Origin of the sequence: Reichenbachiella sp. MSK19-1, assembly GCF_003590315.1 — a bacterium.
Lineage (GTDB): Bacteria > Bacteroidota > Bacteroidia > Cytophagales > Cyclobacteriaceae > Reichenbachiella > Reichenbachiella agariperforans.
This window is the reverse complement of sequence record NZ_MIER01000002.1, coordinates 55,903-74,442: the sequence shown is the minus strand read 5'-3', so window position 1 is coordinate 74,442 and position 18,540 is coordinate 55,903. Positions and strand designations below refer to the sequence as shown.

Below are 18,540 nucleotides of genomic sequence, written 5' to 3'. Positions count from 1 at the left end.
CATAGAATCTTGCTGATAGCATACAATAGATATTAATTCCAAAAAGACCACAGGTCTACTGTTCTGACTAGTATTTTACAATTGTCCGCTCCTATCATACAGCGTAGCTTTATTCATTTGGCTATCCTGCTGACCCTGTCTGTGGTCGTGTCATCCTGTATGGGTCGCCGCTACCTAGAGGATGGAGAAAAACTACTCGTAGATCAAAAACTAGTAGGTGTCAAAAAACTGAATACTGAAGAAATCCAATCGCTCTATGCCAACGAGCCCAATGACAAGATTTTGTTCATCCCATGGTCACCCTATGTAGATCTCTACCAGCTCGGAAAAAAAGCCTACGATTCGAGCAAATATGAACAACGAAAAATCAAGTTCAACAAAAAGTATCCGCAAAAAATAGAGAAGGCTATTCGCAAGGAGAAAAAGAAGAAAGAAAAAAGACTGCGCGAGAAACTAGGCAAGAAGATCGCCAAGCAAAACCGAAATATCACAGAAGGAAATCAAGCCATGAGACTGGGCGAACCACTCGCTATTTATGATTCTACCCTTGAGGAAGAAACCGTGTACAAAATCAGGCAATACCTGCATTCCAAGGGCTACTTCAATGCTGAAGTCAGACACGAGAAAGAAGAAACTTTTAAGCTCGTCACCGCGACCTACATCATCGAACGCCAAGCCCCCTACATTATTGACTCTATCTACTACCAAGTAGCAGACTCGTTAATCAACGAGCTTTTGGCGGATCAAATCTCAGAATCTACCATCGTCAAAGGAGAAAACTACGAACAAAACAACATCACCAATGAGCGCGAACGCATCAATGAAATCATGCTCAACAATGGATACTACGATTTCAGCAGGCAATACATCCGCTTCAAAGTAGACTCATCTAGTCTAGGAGACAAAAAGGTAATCGTCGGTGTACACGTCGACAATCCAACGGATCAAACACATCACAAAGTTTTTAGATTAGATTCCATCATCTTCAATACTGATGCGGACATCACTGGCATATCCTCCCCCAGGCAGTACAATGAATACAAAGGGGTAACCTACCAGTTTTACAAGCGCCGGTATCACGAAAAAATTCTCGACTGGAGACATTTCCTATATCCAGACAGTGTCTATAGCAAAGCCAACACCATTGAGACTCAAAAGCAGCTATCCAACCTAGATATATTCAAATTCATCAACATCAACTATGACACCACGGGAGGACAGTTCATCGCCAACATATTTACCAGCCCACTCAAAAAATATCAAACCTCCACTGAGACAGGCCTCAGCGTAAGCCAGGGGCTACCAGGACCGTTCATCAATGCATCCATCAAGAATCGAAATACTTTCAAGGGTCTCGAAACAACCGAACTAAGTGGACGAGTAGGTTTCGAAGGGTTGACGGGTGCGACAGAAACAGACAAGCCTTATTCGAGTTTGGACTATGGCGCGAACCTGACACTGACCTTTCCACAGTTTATCATCCCAGTCGGAGGCAACATCAAATCCCAGCTCGGGCGATACAACCCCAAAACCAGACTCGCCTTTGGCCTCAACTACAACTCTAGGATCGAGTATCTGCGAACCAACATCACAGCCGCCTGGGCCTACACTTGGCAGAACTATGAGAAGCGTCGCAGCTATGTACTCAACCTCTCTGAGGTCAACTTCATAGATTCAAACCTAACCAATGAATACCGCGAATTCCTAGAAGATCTCGAAGCGCAGGGCAACAATCTGATTAAATCATTCGAACCCTCTTTTGTCAGTAGTACATCCTTTACCGCTACCTATAACATCAACGAGTACGGCAATAAAAAAAGCACCTCATCCTATCTCAGGTACAAAGTCGAAACAGGCGGAAATATCATTCAGTCCTTTGACAAACTAAGTCTAAGAAGTGACGTAGAATTCTTCAAGTTCGCCAAGATCAATGTCGATTTTCGTCGGACATACCCCCTTAATTCAAAAATCACGCTAGCCTACCGCATCAATACTGGCGTAGCACTCCCTTATGGGGATAATCAAACGCTCCCTTATGAAAAGTTCTACTTCGCTGGAGGTAGCAATAGCGTACGTGCATGGGAACCGCGACGACTCGGCCCTGGCTCTTACCTGCCCGTAGACAGCCTAGGCGTCTACAACAACAACATCGAACAAACTGGCGAAGTATTGCTAGAAGGAAGTGTCGAGTTTAGACATCAACTATTCGGTCCGATACATGGCGCAATGTTCATAGACATGGGCAACATCTGGACCATTAGAGAAGACTCTAGTAGACCAGGTGCCAATTTCGAAGCAAATGACTTCATCAAGGAAATCGCCGTAGGAGCAGGATATGGGGTCAGGGTAGACTTCTCTTTCTTGATTCTCAGACTAGATGCCGCATGGAAACTGATAGAACCAGGCAGATACAGCCAGACGGACTCCTACGAGGGACAAACATTTGATCTACCAGACGTACCAGGATACCAACGACTCGTCTGGAATCTAGGGATAGGCTACCCATTTTAAATATTAAAAACATGAATAAAGAAACGATAGAAAACTGGTTCAAAGAACTGCAAGACCAAATCTCTACCGCCATATCGACAACCGATGGCAAGGCCCAGTTCGAAGAGGATATCTGGACACGCCCCGAAGGTGGTGGTGGGCGTACCCGCATCATCCGAAATGGACACATCATCGAAAAAGGTGGCGTCAACTTCTCTGCAGTCAGTGGCCCCACACCAGACAAAATCCTCAAAGCCCTTAACATCGAAGCGTCAGACTTCTATGCCACAGGCGTCTCTATCGTCATGCACCCCCAGTCCCCCATGGTACCCATCATCCACATGAACGTCCGCTACTTCGAGATGAGCAATGGCATCAGCTGGTTTGGTGGAGGGATAGACCTTACTCCACACTACGTCGACCGTGCAGATGCTGTCCACTTTCACCAGCAGCTCAAAGACATCTGTGACCAGCATCACCCCGACTACCATGCACAATTCAAGACGTGGGCAGACGACTACTTCTACATCAAACACCGAAAAGAGACACGTGGGATCGGTGGTATATTCTTCGATAGACTCAGTACCACGGAAGACATCTCTATGGAGGATAGATGGGCATTTGTCCAATCCGTGGGAAACACCTTTGCTCCGCTATACACACATTTCATGACGAAGAATCACGCAATGGCATTCGGCGAAAACGAGAAGCAATGGCAATATCTCCGCAGAGGCCGATACGTGGAATTCAATCTCGTCCTAGACAAGGGCACCAAATTTGGTCTTGATACCGACGGGCGTACCGAATCCATACTCATGAGCCTCCCTCCTCAAGCCAACTGGGAATACAATTTTGAAGTACAACCCAATTCCAAAGAAGAAGAGACTCTCAGTCTACTCAAAAAAGGTATCGATTGGCTATAAAAACCACTTTACAAAAAAAGCGTCAAGGTTGCCCTTGACGCTTTTGATATTGTTAGACGATAGATGAGGCTTAGAGCTCCAATGCGTCGTTCATTTTTCTAACAGCTGCAGCGCTAGCTTCGAATTTGGCTTTTTCATCGTCGTTGAGTTTGAAGTCGATCACTTCTTCCCATCCGTCTTTGCCTACGATCACTGGTACACCGACACAGATATCGTTTTGTCCATACTCTCCTTCTAGGTATACAGAGGCAGTCATCAGTTTCTTTTGGTCTCTGACGATCGCTTCTACCATCGCAGCACCCGCAGCACCTGGCGCATACCATGCAGATGTACCGAGTAGGCCTGTTAGTGTAGCTCCACCTACCATAGTTGCTTTCGCTACTTCTTCTAGTTTCTCTTCAGAAAGGTAGTTAGATACTGGCGTAGAGTTGTATGTCGCGAGTCTCGTCAATGGGATCATAGTCGTGTCACCATGTCCACCGATCACTACACCTTGAATATCGTTAGGGTTGCATTCTAGTGCTTCAGATAGCCTGTATCTGAATCTTGCGCTATCGAGCATACCACCCATTCCGATTACTCTATTTTTCGGTAGGCCACTTGATTTAGCAGATAGATACGTCATAGTATCCATAGGATTAGAGATTACGATGAGGATCGCATCAGGAGAATGCTTGATAAGGTTCTCAGTTACCGTTTTTACGATACCCGCATTGGTACCGATCAATTCTTCACGAGTCATACCTGGCTTTCTTGGGATACCAGATGTGATCACGACTACTTTAGATCCAGCAGTTTTGCTGTAGTCTCCAGTAGTACCCGTTACTTTGGTGTTAAATCCATTCAAAGTTGCGCATTGGTTCAAGTCCATTGCTTTCCCTTCCGCAAATCCTTCTTTGATGTCAAGAAGTACTACTTCGTCAGCCAATTCTTTCATGGCACAGTATTCAGCTACGCTAGCACCTACGTTACCAGCTCCTACTACGGTTACTTTCATTTTGATATGATTTAAATATTTCTGTATGTATTTTGATGCCCTCATGGCGAAAGTAGTTAAAAAAACATCGCTAGAACAGGGTATTTAGCCATTTATGACGAGAATCAGGGATTATTGTCATAGACACTGCTCAATTGGAAAAAACCAAAATTGCTGCGGTACTCTTTGAATATATTACTGGTGTATTGGTTGTACAATTCGGCCATGGAGGCCATGATTTTCCCTTTGATCTCTGGGTGATTATCAAGAATTTCAAAGATGTTGATTTGTGGGATCACATAGAGTTCGGCTTGTTCAGAGGTGACTGTGGCGTTGTAGATTCTTTTGGTGTGTTCTAGGAAGGTATTGTCTCCAAAGGAATTACCCATCGTGATGCTAGACAATTGTTCAAAATTGTCTTTGATATCTATGGAGAGAGAGACTCTGCCGCCTTTGATGATGTAGAGTGCATGACTCGGATCTCCACTAAAGAATACTACCTCGTTCTGTTTGTACTTTCTCAGGTACATATAGGGAATGAATAAGGCGAGTTCATCATTGGTTAGCTTTTCGAACTGTTTGATTTGGGAAAGAAAATTGAAGTATTCTTGTTCCTCGGCATTGTACCTTTTCTTGAAGGGATTAAACATTTCTGTCTTGTTTTATGATGAGTACACGTTGGGTAGTGTCCGTGATTTTGTATCGGTTATCTATTCGTTGGCCAGCGATCCAGATGATCTCTTTATCGGATTCAAATAGCAGTATTCTACTTTTCAAGTTTACTGGAATTTTCTCATCAATCATAAAATCACTTACCTTTTTTTGAGCTGTCATCCCGAGTGGAATAAAACGGTCTCCCTGCTCCCAATTCCTGATTTTAATCGGAAACGCGAGTAAGTCTGCATCCAAAAAAGCATAGTCAGATGAGCGTATAATCTCGACTGGCATGGATTCCTGACTGATACTAAAGTACTGCCCCTGAACCGAGATTTCAGTCATGTCTTCAGTCAAAGCCGCTTCGTCAGTGGGACTATCTAGAGGTGTGATCACCAGTTGATCTCTGTCCACGACGAGTACAGATTCGTCAGACGAAAAGCGTTTGCCAGGGATGCTACTACGCAACGCGACGATAATAGCTTTGCACTGCTCTATGTTGAACCCGTAGGGACGTAGGATATCTTCTAGGATGACCAATCCTCCATTTTTGACATCCATCCAGCTCATGTCAAGTTTTTGTGCGCCGTTTTTCATGGACGAAAACTGCTTAAGGACCGACTTAGTTCTCGACTTGAGGAGCGCTTCTAATGACTCGAAGCGCTCTTGGTTTTGCATGTAAGTCTTCTCTAGTGAAGGATTAATCTTTCGCAATTCCGGGATGACCACATTTCGAATTCTATTTCGATGGTATTTATTGCTGGCGTTAGAACAGTCCTCTCTCCAGGTGAGAGCATGTGCTTCAGCGTACTTATGAATTTTCTTCTTAGTGGCAAAACTAAGTGGACGGACCGTTTGTCCGTTTTTCTTTTGGATTCCCCGCAGCCCAGCGATGCTGGTTCCTTTGGTGAAATTAAAAAGACTGGTTTCGATCAAGTCATTGGCATGATGGGCAGTGAGGAGGTAGTCCATTTGATGCTCCGACATCAGCGTATCGAACCAAGCATAACGCAGGTCTCTTGCCGCCATCTGGATGGACACCTTGTTGGTTTGTGCGTAGGCTTCTGTTTCGAAATGCTGCGTGTAAAAAGGCACATCCATCGAGCCACTAAGTGCTCGAACGAATTGCTCATCCTGATCTGAATCTTTACCTCTGAGTCCGAAATTACAGTGCGCGACCGAAAACTTATACCCCAGCTGATGTAGGAGATGACAGAGGACGACAGAGTCTATTCCTCCACTGACAGCTACGAGCAGTCGGCTTTCTTTGCCGAACAGCCCGTGGGACTGAATATATGCCTCGAATTTTTCTGATAGATTTGTCACCGTTGTTATTTTAGATCAAACTTAGGTTTTTTTCGTTATTGATACGAATTAGCTTTGTGCTCTACACACATTAAATATGCGTCGAATAAAATTTCTATTGATAGTCCTTAGTGTCCTGATCGGGGCTCATCAAATGCAAGCCCAGCGCAAGAGCAAAATTAGATACAAGGCGCAAAAACTAACCAATGCACAAGAGGAAGGAGAGAAATACAAAAAGCTGATTGGCAAAGTAGTATTTACTCAGAACGAAACGATAGTCTATTGTGATTCTGCCTACTTTTTCAAGGATGAAAACATCATGGAGGCTTATGGTCGTGTACGCATCAAGGATGGAGACTCGGTGACGATCACTGCGCGAAAGTTGATCTACGAGGGAGATACAGAAATGGCGCTACTAAGAGAAGATGTGGTCTACCGTAGAGGGAAGAAACGGATGTACACCGACTTTCTAGACTACCACATGACAACCGAGGTAGCTGAATTCAAAAACGATGGAAAACTAGTCGACGAACACAATACGCTCACAAGTAGCTATGGGATATACTACTCCAAAACCGAGAAAGCCTACTTCTACAATGACGTACTACTCGTGTCTCCAGATTTTAATCTCAGAACAGATAGTCTGGAATACTCTTCCTATACTAAAGTGGCTATATCGACAGGCCCTACCTATATAGACGATCGAGAAGGAACGACTGTAGACTCCAAAGGAGGCACCTACCGTACACTACGAGAACAGACTACCTTTGCCAAGGGAACCATCGAGACCCGAAACTACATCTTGGTGGGGGATGATATATTCATTGATGAGTTCAAGAAGTTCTATACCGCTAAAGGGAACGTCGTGATGACCTCTAAGAAGGACGATATCGTGATCTTCGGGGATGAGGCGCTCTATGACAAGGAGCAGGGCATCAGTAAGGTGTATGGCAAACCCGTGATGAAAAAAATCATGAAGGATCAGGACACTTTGTTTATGTCCGCAGACACCTTGGTTGCCATAGAAAATGTCGATAAAGACAAGGAGCGTGTACTAGGCTACTATGACATTCTGATCTACCAAGACGCGCTCCAAGGCAAATGTGACTCCATTGCTTATTTTCTATCTGACTCGACAATACACATGTACAGAGATCCGATTCTCTGGAATGAGAATAGCCAAATGGAAGCTGACTCGATAGATTTAATTTTCAAGAATGATTTGATCTATCAGATGAACTTGAGACGTCAAGCTTTTTTATCATCCCTAGACACGATGGGACAGCACAATCAGATCAAGGGACGCGAGATGATTGGGCGCTTCGATACGTTAGGGCATATCTCGACGATGGATGTCAACGGTAACGGGGAGAGCCACTACTTTGTCCTAGAGGGCGACAGTTTATTTATTGGGATGAACAAAATCTTCTGCAGCCGGATGAAGATCAACTTCGAGGAGAATAATATGCGAAATATTACTTTCTACAACCAGCCCGAAGCGCAGTTCATACCTCCACTGGAATTGGTTGTTTCCCAGCATTTCTTGGATGGTTTCAGTTGGCGTGTCAACGAAAAGCCTTCGAAAAACGATGTGCTAACGCGAACGATTAAGGATGCTTCCACCCCAGAGCCTGAGAAATCCAGCCTAAAGGATAGTGCCAAAGCAATCAATGACGAAATCAATAAACGCGTGAGCCCAGAACAAAAGAAGGAATTTCAAGACAAGGCTTTGCAACGAAAGCCGAGATAAACGCATTGTTCATAGTAAGTTGGGTTTGCGTCCCGACAAATTAATTGAGGATATTATTTTAAAGCATACTATATTTGCAGGCTTATGCGAAAAACAAGTGTTTTTGGGGTTTTTGTAGTGTTTTTAGGCTTGATTTTGGCTACTTCGTGTAGCGAATTTCGTATGCTTCAAAAAAGTACAGATTGGCAAGGGAAGTATCAGGCGGCTCTCGCATACTATGAAGAAGGCGAGTATTACAAAGCCAGCGTCCTTTTAGATCAGGTTTTGCCGATCATCAAAGGAACTGTGGATGGAGAGAAGGCAAGTTTTTATAGAGCTTACGCCTATTATCATCAGGAGCAGTATATCCTGAGTGCTAGTTATTTTGGAGAGTTTGCTAGAGTCTACTCTAGGAGTGACTGGGCGGTAGAGTCTGCTTATATGGAAGCTTACTCGCTGTATCTACAGTCTCCAGATTACAATTTGGATCAGACGAGCACCTACAAAGCCATAGATGCATTTCAGATTTTCTTGAATCGAAATCCTTACACGGACTATACCGACAAGGCAAACGAGATGATCAATGAGATGCAGCAGAAGTTGGAAAAAAAGGCGTTTGAGAATGCCAAACAATACCACAAACTGGAGCGTTGGGAGGCTGCACGAGTAGCCTTTGAGACTTTTGAAAAAGATTTTCCAGACTCAAAACTCAATGAGGATGTGATGTTTTTGGCCATAGATTCGGAGTATAGCTATGCCAAACAAAGTATCCGCGCAAAGCAGAAAGAAAGATTTGGAAAAACCATCGAACTCTATCAAGAGTTAGTAGATGAGTATCCTAACAGTAAGTTTATAAAGCAAGCAGAAAAGTATTACATCGATTCTGTGGAACAAATTGATAAATTATCAAATAGATCATAATATTATGGCAATTAATCCTTCAATAGAGACAAGAAATGTCGCTCAATTATCTGAAGATACAGGTAACGTATACAAGTCAATAGCGATTATCTCTAAAAGAGCAAGACAGATATCTGCGAATGTCAAAGAAGAGTTGAGTGGTAAACTGGCAGAGTTCGCTTCGACTGTTGACAACTTGGAAGAAATCTTCGAAAACAGAGAGCAAATAGAAATCTCTAAGTTCTACGAAAGAATGCCAAAGCCAAGTAAAGTAGCTATCGAAGAATTCATAGAGAAGAAGATTTTGGCTAGAGATGCCGAAGTTGAAGAAGGCGGAATCAACGTATAATACTCCCTCATGGAGGGGAAAAAGATACTTTTAGGTGTATGCGGCAGTATTGCCGCATACAAATCTGCACTACTGGTACGTCTACTAGTCAAAGCAGGTGCTGAAGTGAAAGTCATTATGACTAACTCTGCACGATCTTTTATCACTCCCCTCTCACTATCTACACTTTCCAAAAACCCTGTTGCTACCCAGTTTGTCAAAAATGATGCTGGGGAATGGGAAAACCATGTCGAACTAGGGCTGTGGGCTGATCTCATGATCGTTGCACCCGCTAGTGCGCATAGTTTGGCCAAATTCGCACTGGGATTGTGTGACAACCTACTCTGTGCTACTTACCTCTCAGCTAGATGTCCTGTAATGATGGCGCCTGCCATGGATCTAGACATGTACCAGCACCCATCCACTCAGACTAATCTGAAGACACTTCAGGCGCATGGCGTGAGACTCATCGATGCGACACATGGCGAACTGGCCAGTAGACTCGTTGGGACTGGACGCATGGCAGAGCCAGAAGATATCATGGTAGAGATTCAGCAGTTTTTTGCTAAGTCCAGTAGGTTTGAAGGCAAACGGGTGATTGTCACAGCAGGACCAACTTATGAATCAATAGACCCAGTTAGATTCATTGGGAATCATTCCTCCGGAAAGATGGGGTTAGCGATTGCGCATGCGTTGGCTGACGAAGGTGCTGTTGTCCGTTTGGTCGCAGGACCAGGCGATTATGTTATTCATTCAGATCGTGTACAATTGACCAAAGTGCAGTCTGCAGATGATATGTATGCGGAGGTAGAGAGACAATATACGGATACAGATATCGCTGTTTTTGCGGCAGCTGTGGCAGATTACAAACCAGCCGAAGTGGCGGATCAAAAAATAAAAAAGACTGGAGAGTCTATGACCATCACATTGGTCAAGAACAAAGATATAGCGGCCGAAATGGGACAGCGTAAAAAGGCTGGTCAACTTAATATTGGTTTCGCTCTAGAGACTGAGAATGAAGAAACGCATGCGAAACAAAAGCTAGAGAAGAAGAATTTTGACCTCATCGTACTCAATTCTCTCAATGACAAAGGAGCTGGTTTTTCGCACAACACCAACAAAATTACTATCTTCAACCGAGAAGGACAGTCCATGGCTTATGACATAAAGTCAAAGCAGGAAGTGGCTGTGGACATCATAAATGCAATATATGACTTGGTATAGATTAATCTTGGTAGTCTTCACAACGGGCTTTATGCTTTCGAGTAGTAGCGCTCAGGAACTAGACTGTAGAGTGGTGATCAATGCCAAGCAGCTACAAACCACTGAACGTCGTGTATTTGAGGAGATGGAGACCGAGTTCTCTCGTTTTATCAATGACCGCAAGTGGTTGGACGGAGAATTTCAAACCTACGAGAAGATCAAATGTGCCATCATGATCAACATGGAGAGTCAGCCTGATGTAGCGAACTTCAAAGCCAGTGTTCAGATCATCTCCGCCCGCCCCGTATATGGCACCAGCTACGAAACGTCGATGATCAATTTTGCCGATCGCAATTTTGATTTTGAATACACCGAGTCCCAGCCGCTCAACTACAGCGAAAACTCATTTTCCTCTAACATCACTTCTATGCTGGCTTACTATGCCTATATGATTTTGGCCTATGACTATGACTCCTTTCAGAAGCTCGGGGGTGACGCTTTGTTTGAGAAGTCATGGCAGGTGGTCAGTACCGCACAGCAAAGTGGCTATGGAGGATGGGATCAGTTCGATAATCTTCGAAACAGATACTGGTGGTCGGAGAACTCCATTGATCAAGTGATGAAACCTTTTAGAGAGGCGATGTACCAGTACCACAGAGAAGGATTAGATATCATGAGCGAAAAGCCCGAGGAAGCCAGAACCAACATACTCGAAGCGCTCAAGAAAATACAAGAAGTCAATCGATCCAAGCCACGTTCCATCATGATGATCACCTTCATGGATACAAAAATGGACGAATTGATCAGCATCTTTTCGGAGGGCGATATGAATACCCGCAGAGAGGCCTATGAAATCCTTAAGACAATTGATCCCGCTCGGACTGACGAATTCAAAGAGATTTTGACCAACTAGAGTCAATTATTTTTAAATTCGCTCTTTCATTATTGTCGTACGCTTCAGCAAGATACCACCATGATTTCTAATCTTTCCATCAGTAATTATGCCCTCATTCGTGAGCTAAATATAGCGCCACATAGTGGCCTAAATATGATTACTGGAGAAACAGGTGCTGGTAAGTCTATTATGCTGGGCGCAGTAGGCTTGTTGCTCGGCAACAGAGCAGATGTCAAGGCACTATTGGATCAGGAGACGAAGTGTATCGTCGAGGCGGAGTTTGATGTGACCAAACTTAAGTTACAGACGCTTTTTGACGAAATGGATCTGGAGTACGACGATCACACGATTATCCGCCGAGAGATTAGTCCGAAAGGAAAATCCCGTGCTTTTGTCAATGACATGCCTGTGACCCTTGACGTACTGAAGGTTTTGGGGCTCAAACTAATCGATATTCATTCGCAGAATGAAAGTCTACAGTTGGGCAAGAAGGAAGTAAAACTACAGGTGATCGACGATTTTGCGCAGAGTCAACCTCAGCTGGAAAATTACCGAAAGGTATATACCGCCTACAATGAATGTAAGAGTAAACTGGAAAGGCTGCAAGAGAAAGCCAAATCAGCCAAACAAGATGCAGACTATAAAACCTATCTATTAGACGAGCTGGTCAAAGCCGAACTCCAACCTCAGGAACAGGAAGAATTAGAATCAGAACTCTCCGTACTAGAACATGCAGAGGAGATCAAACTGCAACTAGTGCAAATCCATACTCAATATGACGAGTCGGAGATCGCTATCAACGACAGACTCAAAGAAACCGTAAGCGTTCTGCGCAAACTGTCTACCTATAGCACGCAGCTGGGGAGTTTGAGTGAACGGCTGGACTCAGCAGCGACAGAGATCATCGATGTGATCGCTGAGTTGGGTCAAGTCCAAGAGTCGGTAGAGCATAACCCTGAGCGGATGTCAGCGGCGCAGGAACGGCTCAATTTGATTTTCCAACTCCAACAAAAACATCAAGTCAATACCGTACAAGGTCTATTGGACATTCAGGCCAGCCTAGAAGAGGAAGCATCTGATTCGCTCAACTTGACCGATGAAATCGCTGCATTGGAGAAAGAGCATGAACAGCTCAAGAAGCAACTCATGCAGTCAGCCGAGGTACTCTCTGATAAACGCAGAGGGCAGATCGATGAGTTCTGTATGCAGATCACCACGATGCTCAAAGTCCTCGGGATGCCTGACGGTTTTGTAGAAGTCGCTTACAAGCGTGTCGATCCATGGAAGATGGGGATAGACGAAGTAGAGTTTCTGTTCACTGCCAACAAAGGGATTAGTCCAGAACCACTCGCCAAAGTAGCTTCTGGAGGAGAATTTTCACGCTTGATGTTTTGTGTCAAGTATATACTCGCCAACAAGACCGCTATGCCGACGGTGATTTTTGATGAAATCGATACGGGTGTATCTGGAGAGATCGCAATCAAGCTGGCACAGATGATGAAGAAGATGGCTCGCAATCATCAGTTGATCGCAATCAGTCATCTCCCACAGGTAGCAGCCAAAGGAGACCAACATTATTTCGTCTACAAAGACAACCATTCAGACAAAACACAGAGTGCCATCCGAGAGCTAGACGATCAATCACGGCTAGAGGAGATTGCCAAAATGATAGGAGGAGACAACCCATCGCAGATGGCGATCAATAGTGCACGAGAACTCATTGGCGAAAAATAGAAAAGCAAAGTCAAAGACTTTGATATCTTTGCCACCAAATAGGAACAAACGAATAATCAATAAAAACATAATCACATGGCTAACAATCTTTTAGAAGGGAAAAGAGGTATCATCTCTGGAGCATTGGACGAAAACTCAATCGCTTGGAAAGTAGCTCTCAAAGCCAAGGAGCAAGGTGCTTCTTTTGTCTTGACCAATGCACCGATTGCATTGAGAATGGGGGCAATCAACAAGCTCGCTGAGCAGTGCAACGCTGAAATCATCCCTGCGGATGCGACATCTGTAGAAGACATTGAGAACCTGTTTTCTAAATCTACTGAGGTACTTGGTGGCAAACTCGATTTCGTACTGCACTCTATCGGGATGAGCCCTAACGTGAGAAAAGGCAAAGACTATGGCAACCTCAACTATGATTGGATGCTAAAGTCTATGGACATCTCTGCGATCTCTTTTCACAAGATGATGGCTGTAGCTGAGAAACAAGATGCAATGAACGAATGGGGATCTATTCTAGCGCTATCGTATATCGCTGCACAGCGCACTTTCCCAGACTACTCGGATATGGCACAGGCCAAGGCCATGCTAGAGTCTATCGCGCGTAGCTATGGTGAGCGTTTTGCTCGTTTGAAGAATGTAAGAGTCAATACAATCTCACAGTCTCCGACGATGACTACTGCCGGTTCTGGTGTTGGTGGATTTGATGTATTCATGGATTATGCAGACAAGATGTCTCCACTAGGCAACGCCTCTGCGGATGCATGCGCAGACTACTGTGTGTCTATGTTCTCTGATCTGACGAGAATGGTGACGATGCAAAACTTGATGCACGATGGTGGATTCTCTTCATCAGGGATCACTGAGCGTCTCGTGGAGCAATTGAAAAAATAATATAGCTAGAAAGAGTCGAGACGAGCATCTCGACTCTTTTTTTGAATTACCCATTTCTATAGCCGATGATAGCTTTCCCTAATGCTAAAATTAACCTAGGTCTCAATATCCTCTCCAAAAGACCCGATGGCTATCACAACATATCTTCTTGTTTTGTCCCTATCAGCTGGTGCGATGCATTAGAGATTGTCCAGGCTGATGCTTTTTCTTTTACTTCGTCAGGGTTGCCTATCCCAGGTAATACGGCAGGCAATCTGGTCGTCAAAGCCTATGAAACGCTCCGTCACGATTTTGATCTCCCGCCTGTACAGATGCACTTGCACAAAGTGATCCCCATGGGAGCTGGTATGGGAGGAGGTTCGGCAGATGGTGCCTACGCACTCCGACTACTCAACGAACTCTTTGATCTCCAACAGAACTATCAGCAACTAGAACAGTATGCTGCGAGCTTGGGTGCTGATTGTCCGTTTTTTATCCGAAACCAGACACAAATGGTAGGTGGAATAGGTGATGAATTTGAGACCATCGATCTAGATCTGTCGGGATACAAAATGGTAGTTATCTACCCAGAGATACATGTCGATACCTCATCGGCCTTTCGGGCGATTAGACCGCAAAAGCCTACGCACATGCCAGCAGATGTTTTGAAACTGGCGATAGGTGAATGGCGAGATTTGTTGATCAATGATTTTGAACAGCCTGTATTTGCAGCACATCCAGAGTTAGCTGCTATCAAACAAGGTTTATATAACCAAGGTGCGCACTATGCCGCCATGTCGGGTAGCGGAAGTTCAGTCTATGGGTTATTTGCTACAGAGGCGACTGTGACTGTGGATTCGAAACACAAAAATCACCACGAACATATTTTTTAACTTGAGTTCGATTAAACCTTGAATACAAATCCTCTTCTATATGCTTGATTCAATGTTTTTGAGAATTATACTGTTTGAGCGATAGCGAGTCTATAATTCCCTAGCCTTTCTGCTCCCTTTTTGAGCAATGAAAAAAGGAAGAGCCTGTCTGACTTGAAGACAAAGTATGATTGATCTATTTCCGACAAGGGTTTAATGAAAGTTAAAATCGAACATGTTTTTAGATTCACTGTAGCCTGTCAAGTACTTTTTTTGAGACAAATCAAGAAAGAATACACACACGATGTATATTAGTGTGTATTTCTAAATAGAAAATAACAAGACAATGAGAATTACCATACTAACCTTTCTAGTTGCATTTTCCCTACAGGTGATGGGGCAAGAAAAATCCCTAAGTGAGAAGATAGGAAAAGCTACACTCGAGCAAGTAAAGAGTTCCATGGGTATCTATGAAGATGAAGAGCTGTTGTCTTTCGTGATGACCGTGGGTAAGAAACTCGAAGCGCAGATGGGAGATAAAAAGAAATACGATTTCAAATACTATTTGGTGGATACCGAAGACCCAAATGCCTTTGCTACTGCTGGTGGATATGTATTCGTGACCAGAGGACTGCTGGCGATCATTGATACTGAGGACGAATTGGCGGGTGTGTTAGGGCACGAGTTTAGTCATGTGCTACTCAGTCATAGTGAGAAGAAGCTGGCGAGAAAAATAGTCCCTACCCTACTAGAACTGCCTGGCAATATCGTCGGAGCATTATTTAGTGAGACAGTTGGCGCCTTGCTTAACGCACCGATAGAGTTGACCTCTAACACCGTAGGTTCGGCGTTTGACAGAGGACAGGAAAATCAAGCAGACAAGGCTGGACTTGCTTTGGCGGCCAAGGCTGGGTTCGATCCTGAGGCACTTTCTAGTGCCTTGACGAAGTTAGAGTTTTATGTAACCACCCTTTCGGGTAAAAAGAGCAGTTTCAGTCTCTTCGATGATCATCCATTGACAGATAAACGATTGAAAAGCCTTAGTGAAGAGTTGTCTGTAATGCCGGATTTTGAGGGAACAGATGAAAGCATCCTGCCAGACTTGGACGGACTGGTAGTGGGGCAAAACCCAAGAAATGGAGTAGTCACGTCTGATAATAATTTTTTGCACCCAGATATGAATTTCGCAATGCAGCTGCCTACCGAATGGAGAACTAAAAATACACCAGAGTCGCTGACCGCTGTGGATCAGAAAACTGGAGCTGCTTTGGTTTTGGGTTTTGATGGAAAGCACGAAACCCCTAAGGCGGCTTACAAAGACTATGTCAAGGAGCTGAAAGGCAAGAAAGGACTGATGCTAACGGTGGACAAGAAAAAGGATGTCAATGGTTTTGAAGCAGTGGAACTGTTCGTCGAGTCGGGCAAAGATAAAATCGTCATCACATGGATCAAGTTCGGAGAAATGGAAGGCGTACTACAACTGATGGGCACTGCAAGCAAAGAGGCACAGATGGACAGTGTTTTAGCCTCTATCAATTCCTTCAATACGATCACAGATAGCGAAAGAGGTCAGGTCGTGACGACTCGTCTACGATACGAGGCAGCGCCTGATATGACCGTAAGTGAGTATGCAGTACAGAAGGACCTCACGGATCACTTGGTCTTGCTAGAAGTGATCAACAGCACGACAAAGGACGAAAGAGTCAAAGGAGAATTCATCAAGTTCGTCGAAGAAGAGCCTTATAAGCCTTAAATGCAAACTAGGGTGACAGGTAAGAATGATTACTCATTTATTAAGGTAAGGGATGATGCATATCCCACGGTCACGCGTTTACGCTCTGCTCAAACGTCCGCTATTCGGGATATCTTTATGATTATTCCTGAATAAGGTAGAATTGCGGAAGTGTAAAACCCGTTGCTCACCTTATTTACTTAATACCTTAAAGAGAAAATGTTAAACCATGTTTCCTGAAGACACCGCTTTTGCATCCAAATGGCGTCCTATGAGAAGACCAACAAACATACCGAGTGAAATGCCCAGTGCAACTCCTGTAGACAGCTGATGACTAGATAAAAACACAATTCCAAAAAGCAACCCGAAAGTCATTCCCAAAGAACTTCCAATTTTTGTATAATACCCCTTGGTAGTTAATGAAAATGTATCTTTTAAATATTTTTCAAATTGCGTAAGTGCTTTTTTATAATACCTTTTATTGTGATTAGCCGTAGCGTTTAGATTAAGCCTTTTCAATTCTGTTTCTATCGCATCAATTTCCGTGGCTAATAATTCTCTTTCTTCTAAACTGGTTAAGATTCGAATGAATTCGTTATAAATCTTGATTTCAGACTTTTTACTTGTCTGGGAAACTATAGTTTGAAAATAGTCAAGTGCTTTTTTTAATGTCATGATTTTAACCTTTTCTTAATTAGTAGCTAAAGTCAAAGATTATTACACCCCATTGAAATATTCTTTAAAAGAATATTGTTTTATAAATACATTGAAATAAACGTCCTCATCCAATAGAATATCCAATAGTCCATTTAGCCCTTTCGGGCGCAATCCGTGACGACTACCAAACTCCTTGCATCTTCTATTCAATCAACTCAATCCATAATAGTCCTTTTCTTCCTTCATAACCTCTGGTAGAATTGTACAAATAGGCAGATGCTTCATTTACAATTTCATCATGCACTGGATTTTGATGGACATCTTCCAACTTCTCATCGATTAAGTTATTACTGCCCAAAATAATTGGATGATTGGCATCTCGCCAAACTTGATACTTATCATTTTTTGAGTGTAGATGGTCATTTTCCGGGTGTAGATGGTCATTTTTTAGAGGTCAGTGGCTGTTTTTTGTATGGAAGTGGTCGTTTATTGATCAGTGATGGTTCTTTTTTACTTGACAGTGCTCATTTTTTATCCGACAGCAGTCATTTTTTTATCAAGAACTGTCATTTTCTTTTGGCTAATGGTCATTTTTTGATGAGATGAGGGTGTTTTCTGACTACCTAGTGCTTGTTTTCGCGAAATGCGTTTATTTTTTTTTAGACTTAACAGGTTTCAGAAACCTGTCAGACCTTTTTTGCATCATAGACTATCTTGACTGCACCCAACCAGCCCCTGCCCCACGCCCAAAGTCATTACAAACACCCTTACAACAACAAAAGGGCAGCATGATGCCGCCCCTTCATTCCTCTATGAGGATTCTACTTTTTCTTTGTTATCTCAGTGCGACTATCTTGTCCTGAATGTGTGAGGTATCTACGGTCGCATCATCTGCTTTCAGTGCATTCATAGATTTGATGTAATGCATCATGGCTTCTCTTTTCAGGTTACACTTGCTGTAGTAGTCACCCATTACTTCTAGATTATATGGAGCTTCTTTGATAGCTAACGACGCTTCGATCCATGTTTTGGCTTTGGTCATCCCAGCGTCCTTTTTGATCAAATAGTCTGCTTGCTCTGCGAGCAACATCCAATCGTCAGGCGCACCATTTTCTACCGCGTCTACGGCCTTTTCTATCGCCTTCTCTTTTGTCCCTCCGGCAAAAGATGTAGTGGTGATCATTAGTATTGTTGCAATTACAAGTGAGGAAGTTTTGATTAAATTTTTCATGTCTTTATGATTTTGGTTTTTGATATCTGACTCTATCATGACCA

The 18,540-nt window shown here is 43.5% G+C and carries 16 protein-coding genes; 11 read left to right on the top strand and 5 right to left on the bottom strand.

Features of this window, described 5'->3' with window-relative positions; translation table 11 throughout:
- The first annotated feature begins 81 nt into the window (after positions 1–81).
- Positions 82–2,511 (top strand): BamA/TamA family outer membrane protein, encoded by a 2,430-nt coding sequence (locus BGP76_RS00470; protein ID WP_147407336.1) that lies wholly within the window; start codon positions 82–84, stop codon positions 2,509–2,511.
- Between the two features lie 11 nt (positions 2,512–2,522).
- Complete coding sequence (gene hemF / locus BGP76_RS00465) at positions 2,523–3,413, top strand: oxygen-dependent coproporphyrinogen oxidase (protein ID WP_119843218.1); 891 nt, start codon at positions 2,523–2,525, stop codon at positions 3,411–3,413.
- Between the two features lie 70 nt (positions 3,414–3,483).
- Here the strand turns inward: hemF and mdh are convergent, their stop codons facing one another.
- The 3 genes from mdh to tilS form a co-directional block, all read right to left on the bottom strand.
- Complete coding sequence (gene mdh, locus BGP76_RS00460) at positions 3,484–4,410, bottom strand: malate dehydrogenase (protein WP_073120358.1); 927 nt, start codon at positions 4,408–4,410, stop codon at positions 3,484–3,486.
- Positions 4,411–4,514: 104 nt separating this feature from the next.
- Complete coding sequence (locus tag BGP76_RS00455; RefSeq protein WP_119843217.1) at positions 4,515–5,039, bottom strand: Crp/Fnr family transcriptional regulator; 525 nt, start codon at positions 5,037–5,039, stop codon at positions 4,515–4,517.
- Positions 5,032–6,369, bottom strand: a complete 1,338-nt coding sequence (gene tilS, locus BGP76_RS00450) for a tRNA lysidine(34) synthetase TilS (protein ID WP_119843216.1) — start codon at positions 6,367–6,369, stop codon at positions 5,032–5,034. The genes BGP76_RS00455 and tilS overlap by 8 nt, the downstream gene beginning before the upstream one ends.
- 76 nt (positions 6,370–6,445) lie before the next feature.
- Between tilS and BGP76_RS00445 the strand changes: the two genes are divergently transcribed.
- The 9 genes from BGP76_RS00445 (at position 6,446) to BGP76_RS00405 (ending at position 16,629) form a co-directional block, all read left to right on the top strand.
- Positions 6,446–8,098 carry an OstA-like protein gene (locus tag BGP76_RS00445; RefSeq protein WP_119843215.1) on the top strand — a complete coding sequence of 551 codons (1,653 nt, stop codon included), beginning with the start codon at positions 6,446–6,448 and terminating at the stop codon, positions 8,096–8,098.
- Between the two features lie 84 nt (positions 8,099–8,182).
- Positions 8,183–8,998, top strand: a complete 816-nt coding sequence (locus BGP76_RS00440; protein ID WP_119843214.1) for an outer membrane protein assembly factor BamD — start codon at positions 8,183–8,185, stop codon at positions 8,996–8,998.
- Between the two features lie 4 nt (positions 8,999–9,002).
- Positions 9,003–9,326 carry a DNA-directed RNA polymerase subunit omega gene (locus tag BGP76_RS00435; RefSeq protein WP_073120379.1) on the top strand — a complete coding sequence of 108 codons (324 nt, stop codon included), beginning with the start codon at positions 9,003–9,005 and terminating at the stop codon, positions 9,324–9,326.
- Between the two features lie 9 nt (positions 9,327–9,335).
- The gene (gene coaBC, locus BGP76_RS00430) at positions 9,336–10,529 is read left to right on the top strand and encodes a bifunctional phosphopantothenoylcysteine decarboxylase/phosphopantothenate--cysteine ligase CoaBC (RefSeq protein WP_119843213.1); all 1,194 of its coding nucleotides are present in this window, start codon (positions 9,336–9,338) and stop codon (positions 10,527–10,529) included.
- Positions 10,516–11,421 carry a DUF4835 family protein gene (locus BGP76_RS00425; RefSeq protein ID WP_158583968.1) on the top strand — a complete coding sequence of 302 codons (906 nt, stop codon included), beginning with the start codon at positions 10,516–10,518 and terminating at the stop codon, positions 11,419–11,421. The genes coaBC and BGP76_RS00425 overlap by 14 nt, the downstream gene beginning before the upstream one ends.
- 60 nt (positions 11,422–11,481) lie before the next feature.
- Positions 11,482–13,137, top strand: a complete 1,656-nt coding sequence (recN, locus tag BGP76_RS00420) for a DNA repair protein RecN (RefSeq protein WP_119843211.1) — start codon at positions 11,482–11,484, stop codon at positions 13,135–13,137.
- 75 nt (positions 13,138–13,212) lie between these two features.
- Positions 13,213–14,025 carry an enoyl-ACP reductase gene (locus tag BGP76_RS00415; RefSeq protein ID WP_119843210.1) on the top strand — a complete coding sequence of 271 codons (813 nt, stop codon included), beginning with the start codon at positions 13,213–13,215 and terminating at the stop codon, positions 14,023–14,025.
- 65 nt (positions 14,026–14,090) lie between these two features.
- On the top strand, positions 14,091–14,897 hold the full coding sequence (ispE, locus tag BGP76_RS00410; RefSeq protein ID WP_119843209.1) for a 4-(cytidine 5'-diphospho)-2-C-methyl-D-erythritol kinase: 807 nt from the start codon (positions 14,091–14,093) through the stop codon (positions 14,895–14,897).
- Positions 14,898–15,222: 325 nt separating this feature from the next.
- A complete protein-coding gene (locus BGP76_RS00405) occupies positions 15,223–16,629 on the top strand; it encodes a M48 family metalloprotease (protein WP_119843208.1) in 1,407 nt (468 codons plus the stop codon).
- 201 nt (positions 16,630–16,830) lie between these two features.
- Here the strand turns inward: BGP76_RS00405 and BGP76_RS00400 are convergent, their stop codons facing one another.
- Both BGP76_RS00400 and BGP76_RS00390 read right to left on the bottom strand, forming a co-directional pair.
- On the bottom strand, positions 16,831–17,283 hold the full coding sequence (locus BGP76_RS00400; protein ID WP_119843207.1) for a hypothetical protein: 453 nt from the start codon (positions 17,281–17,283) through the stop codon (positions 16,831–16,833).
- Between the two features lie 817 nt (positions 17,284–18,100).
- Positions 18,101–18,496 (bottom strand): hypothetical protein, encoded by a 396-nt coding sequence (locus BGP76_RS00390; RefSeq protein ID WP_139280908.1) that lies wholly within the window; start codon positions 18,494–18,496, stop codon positions 18,101–18,103.
- Positions 18,497–18,540: the final 44 nt, after the last annotated feature.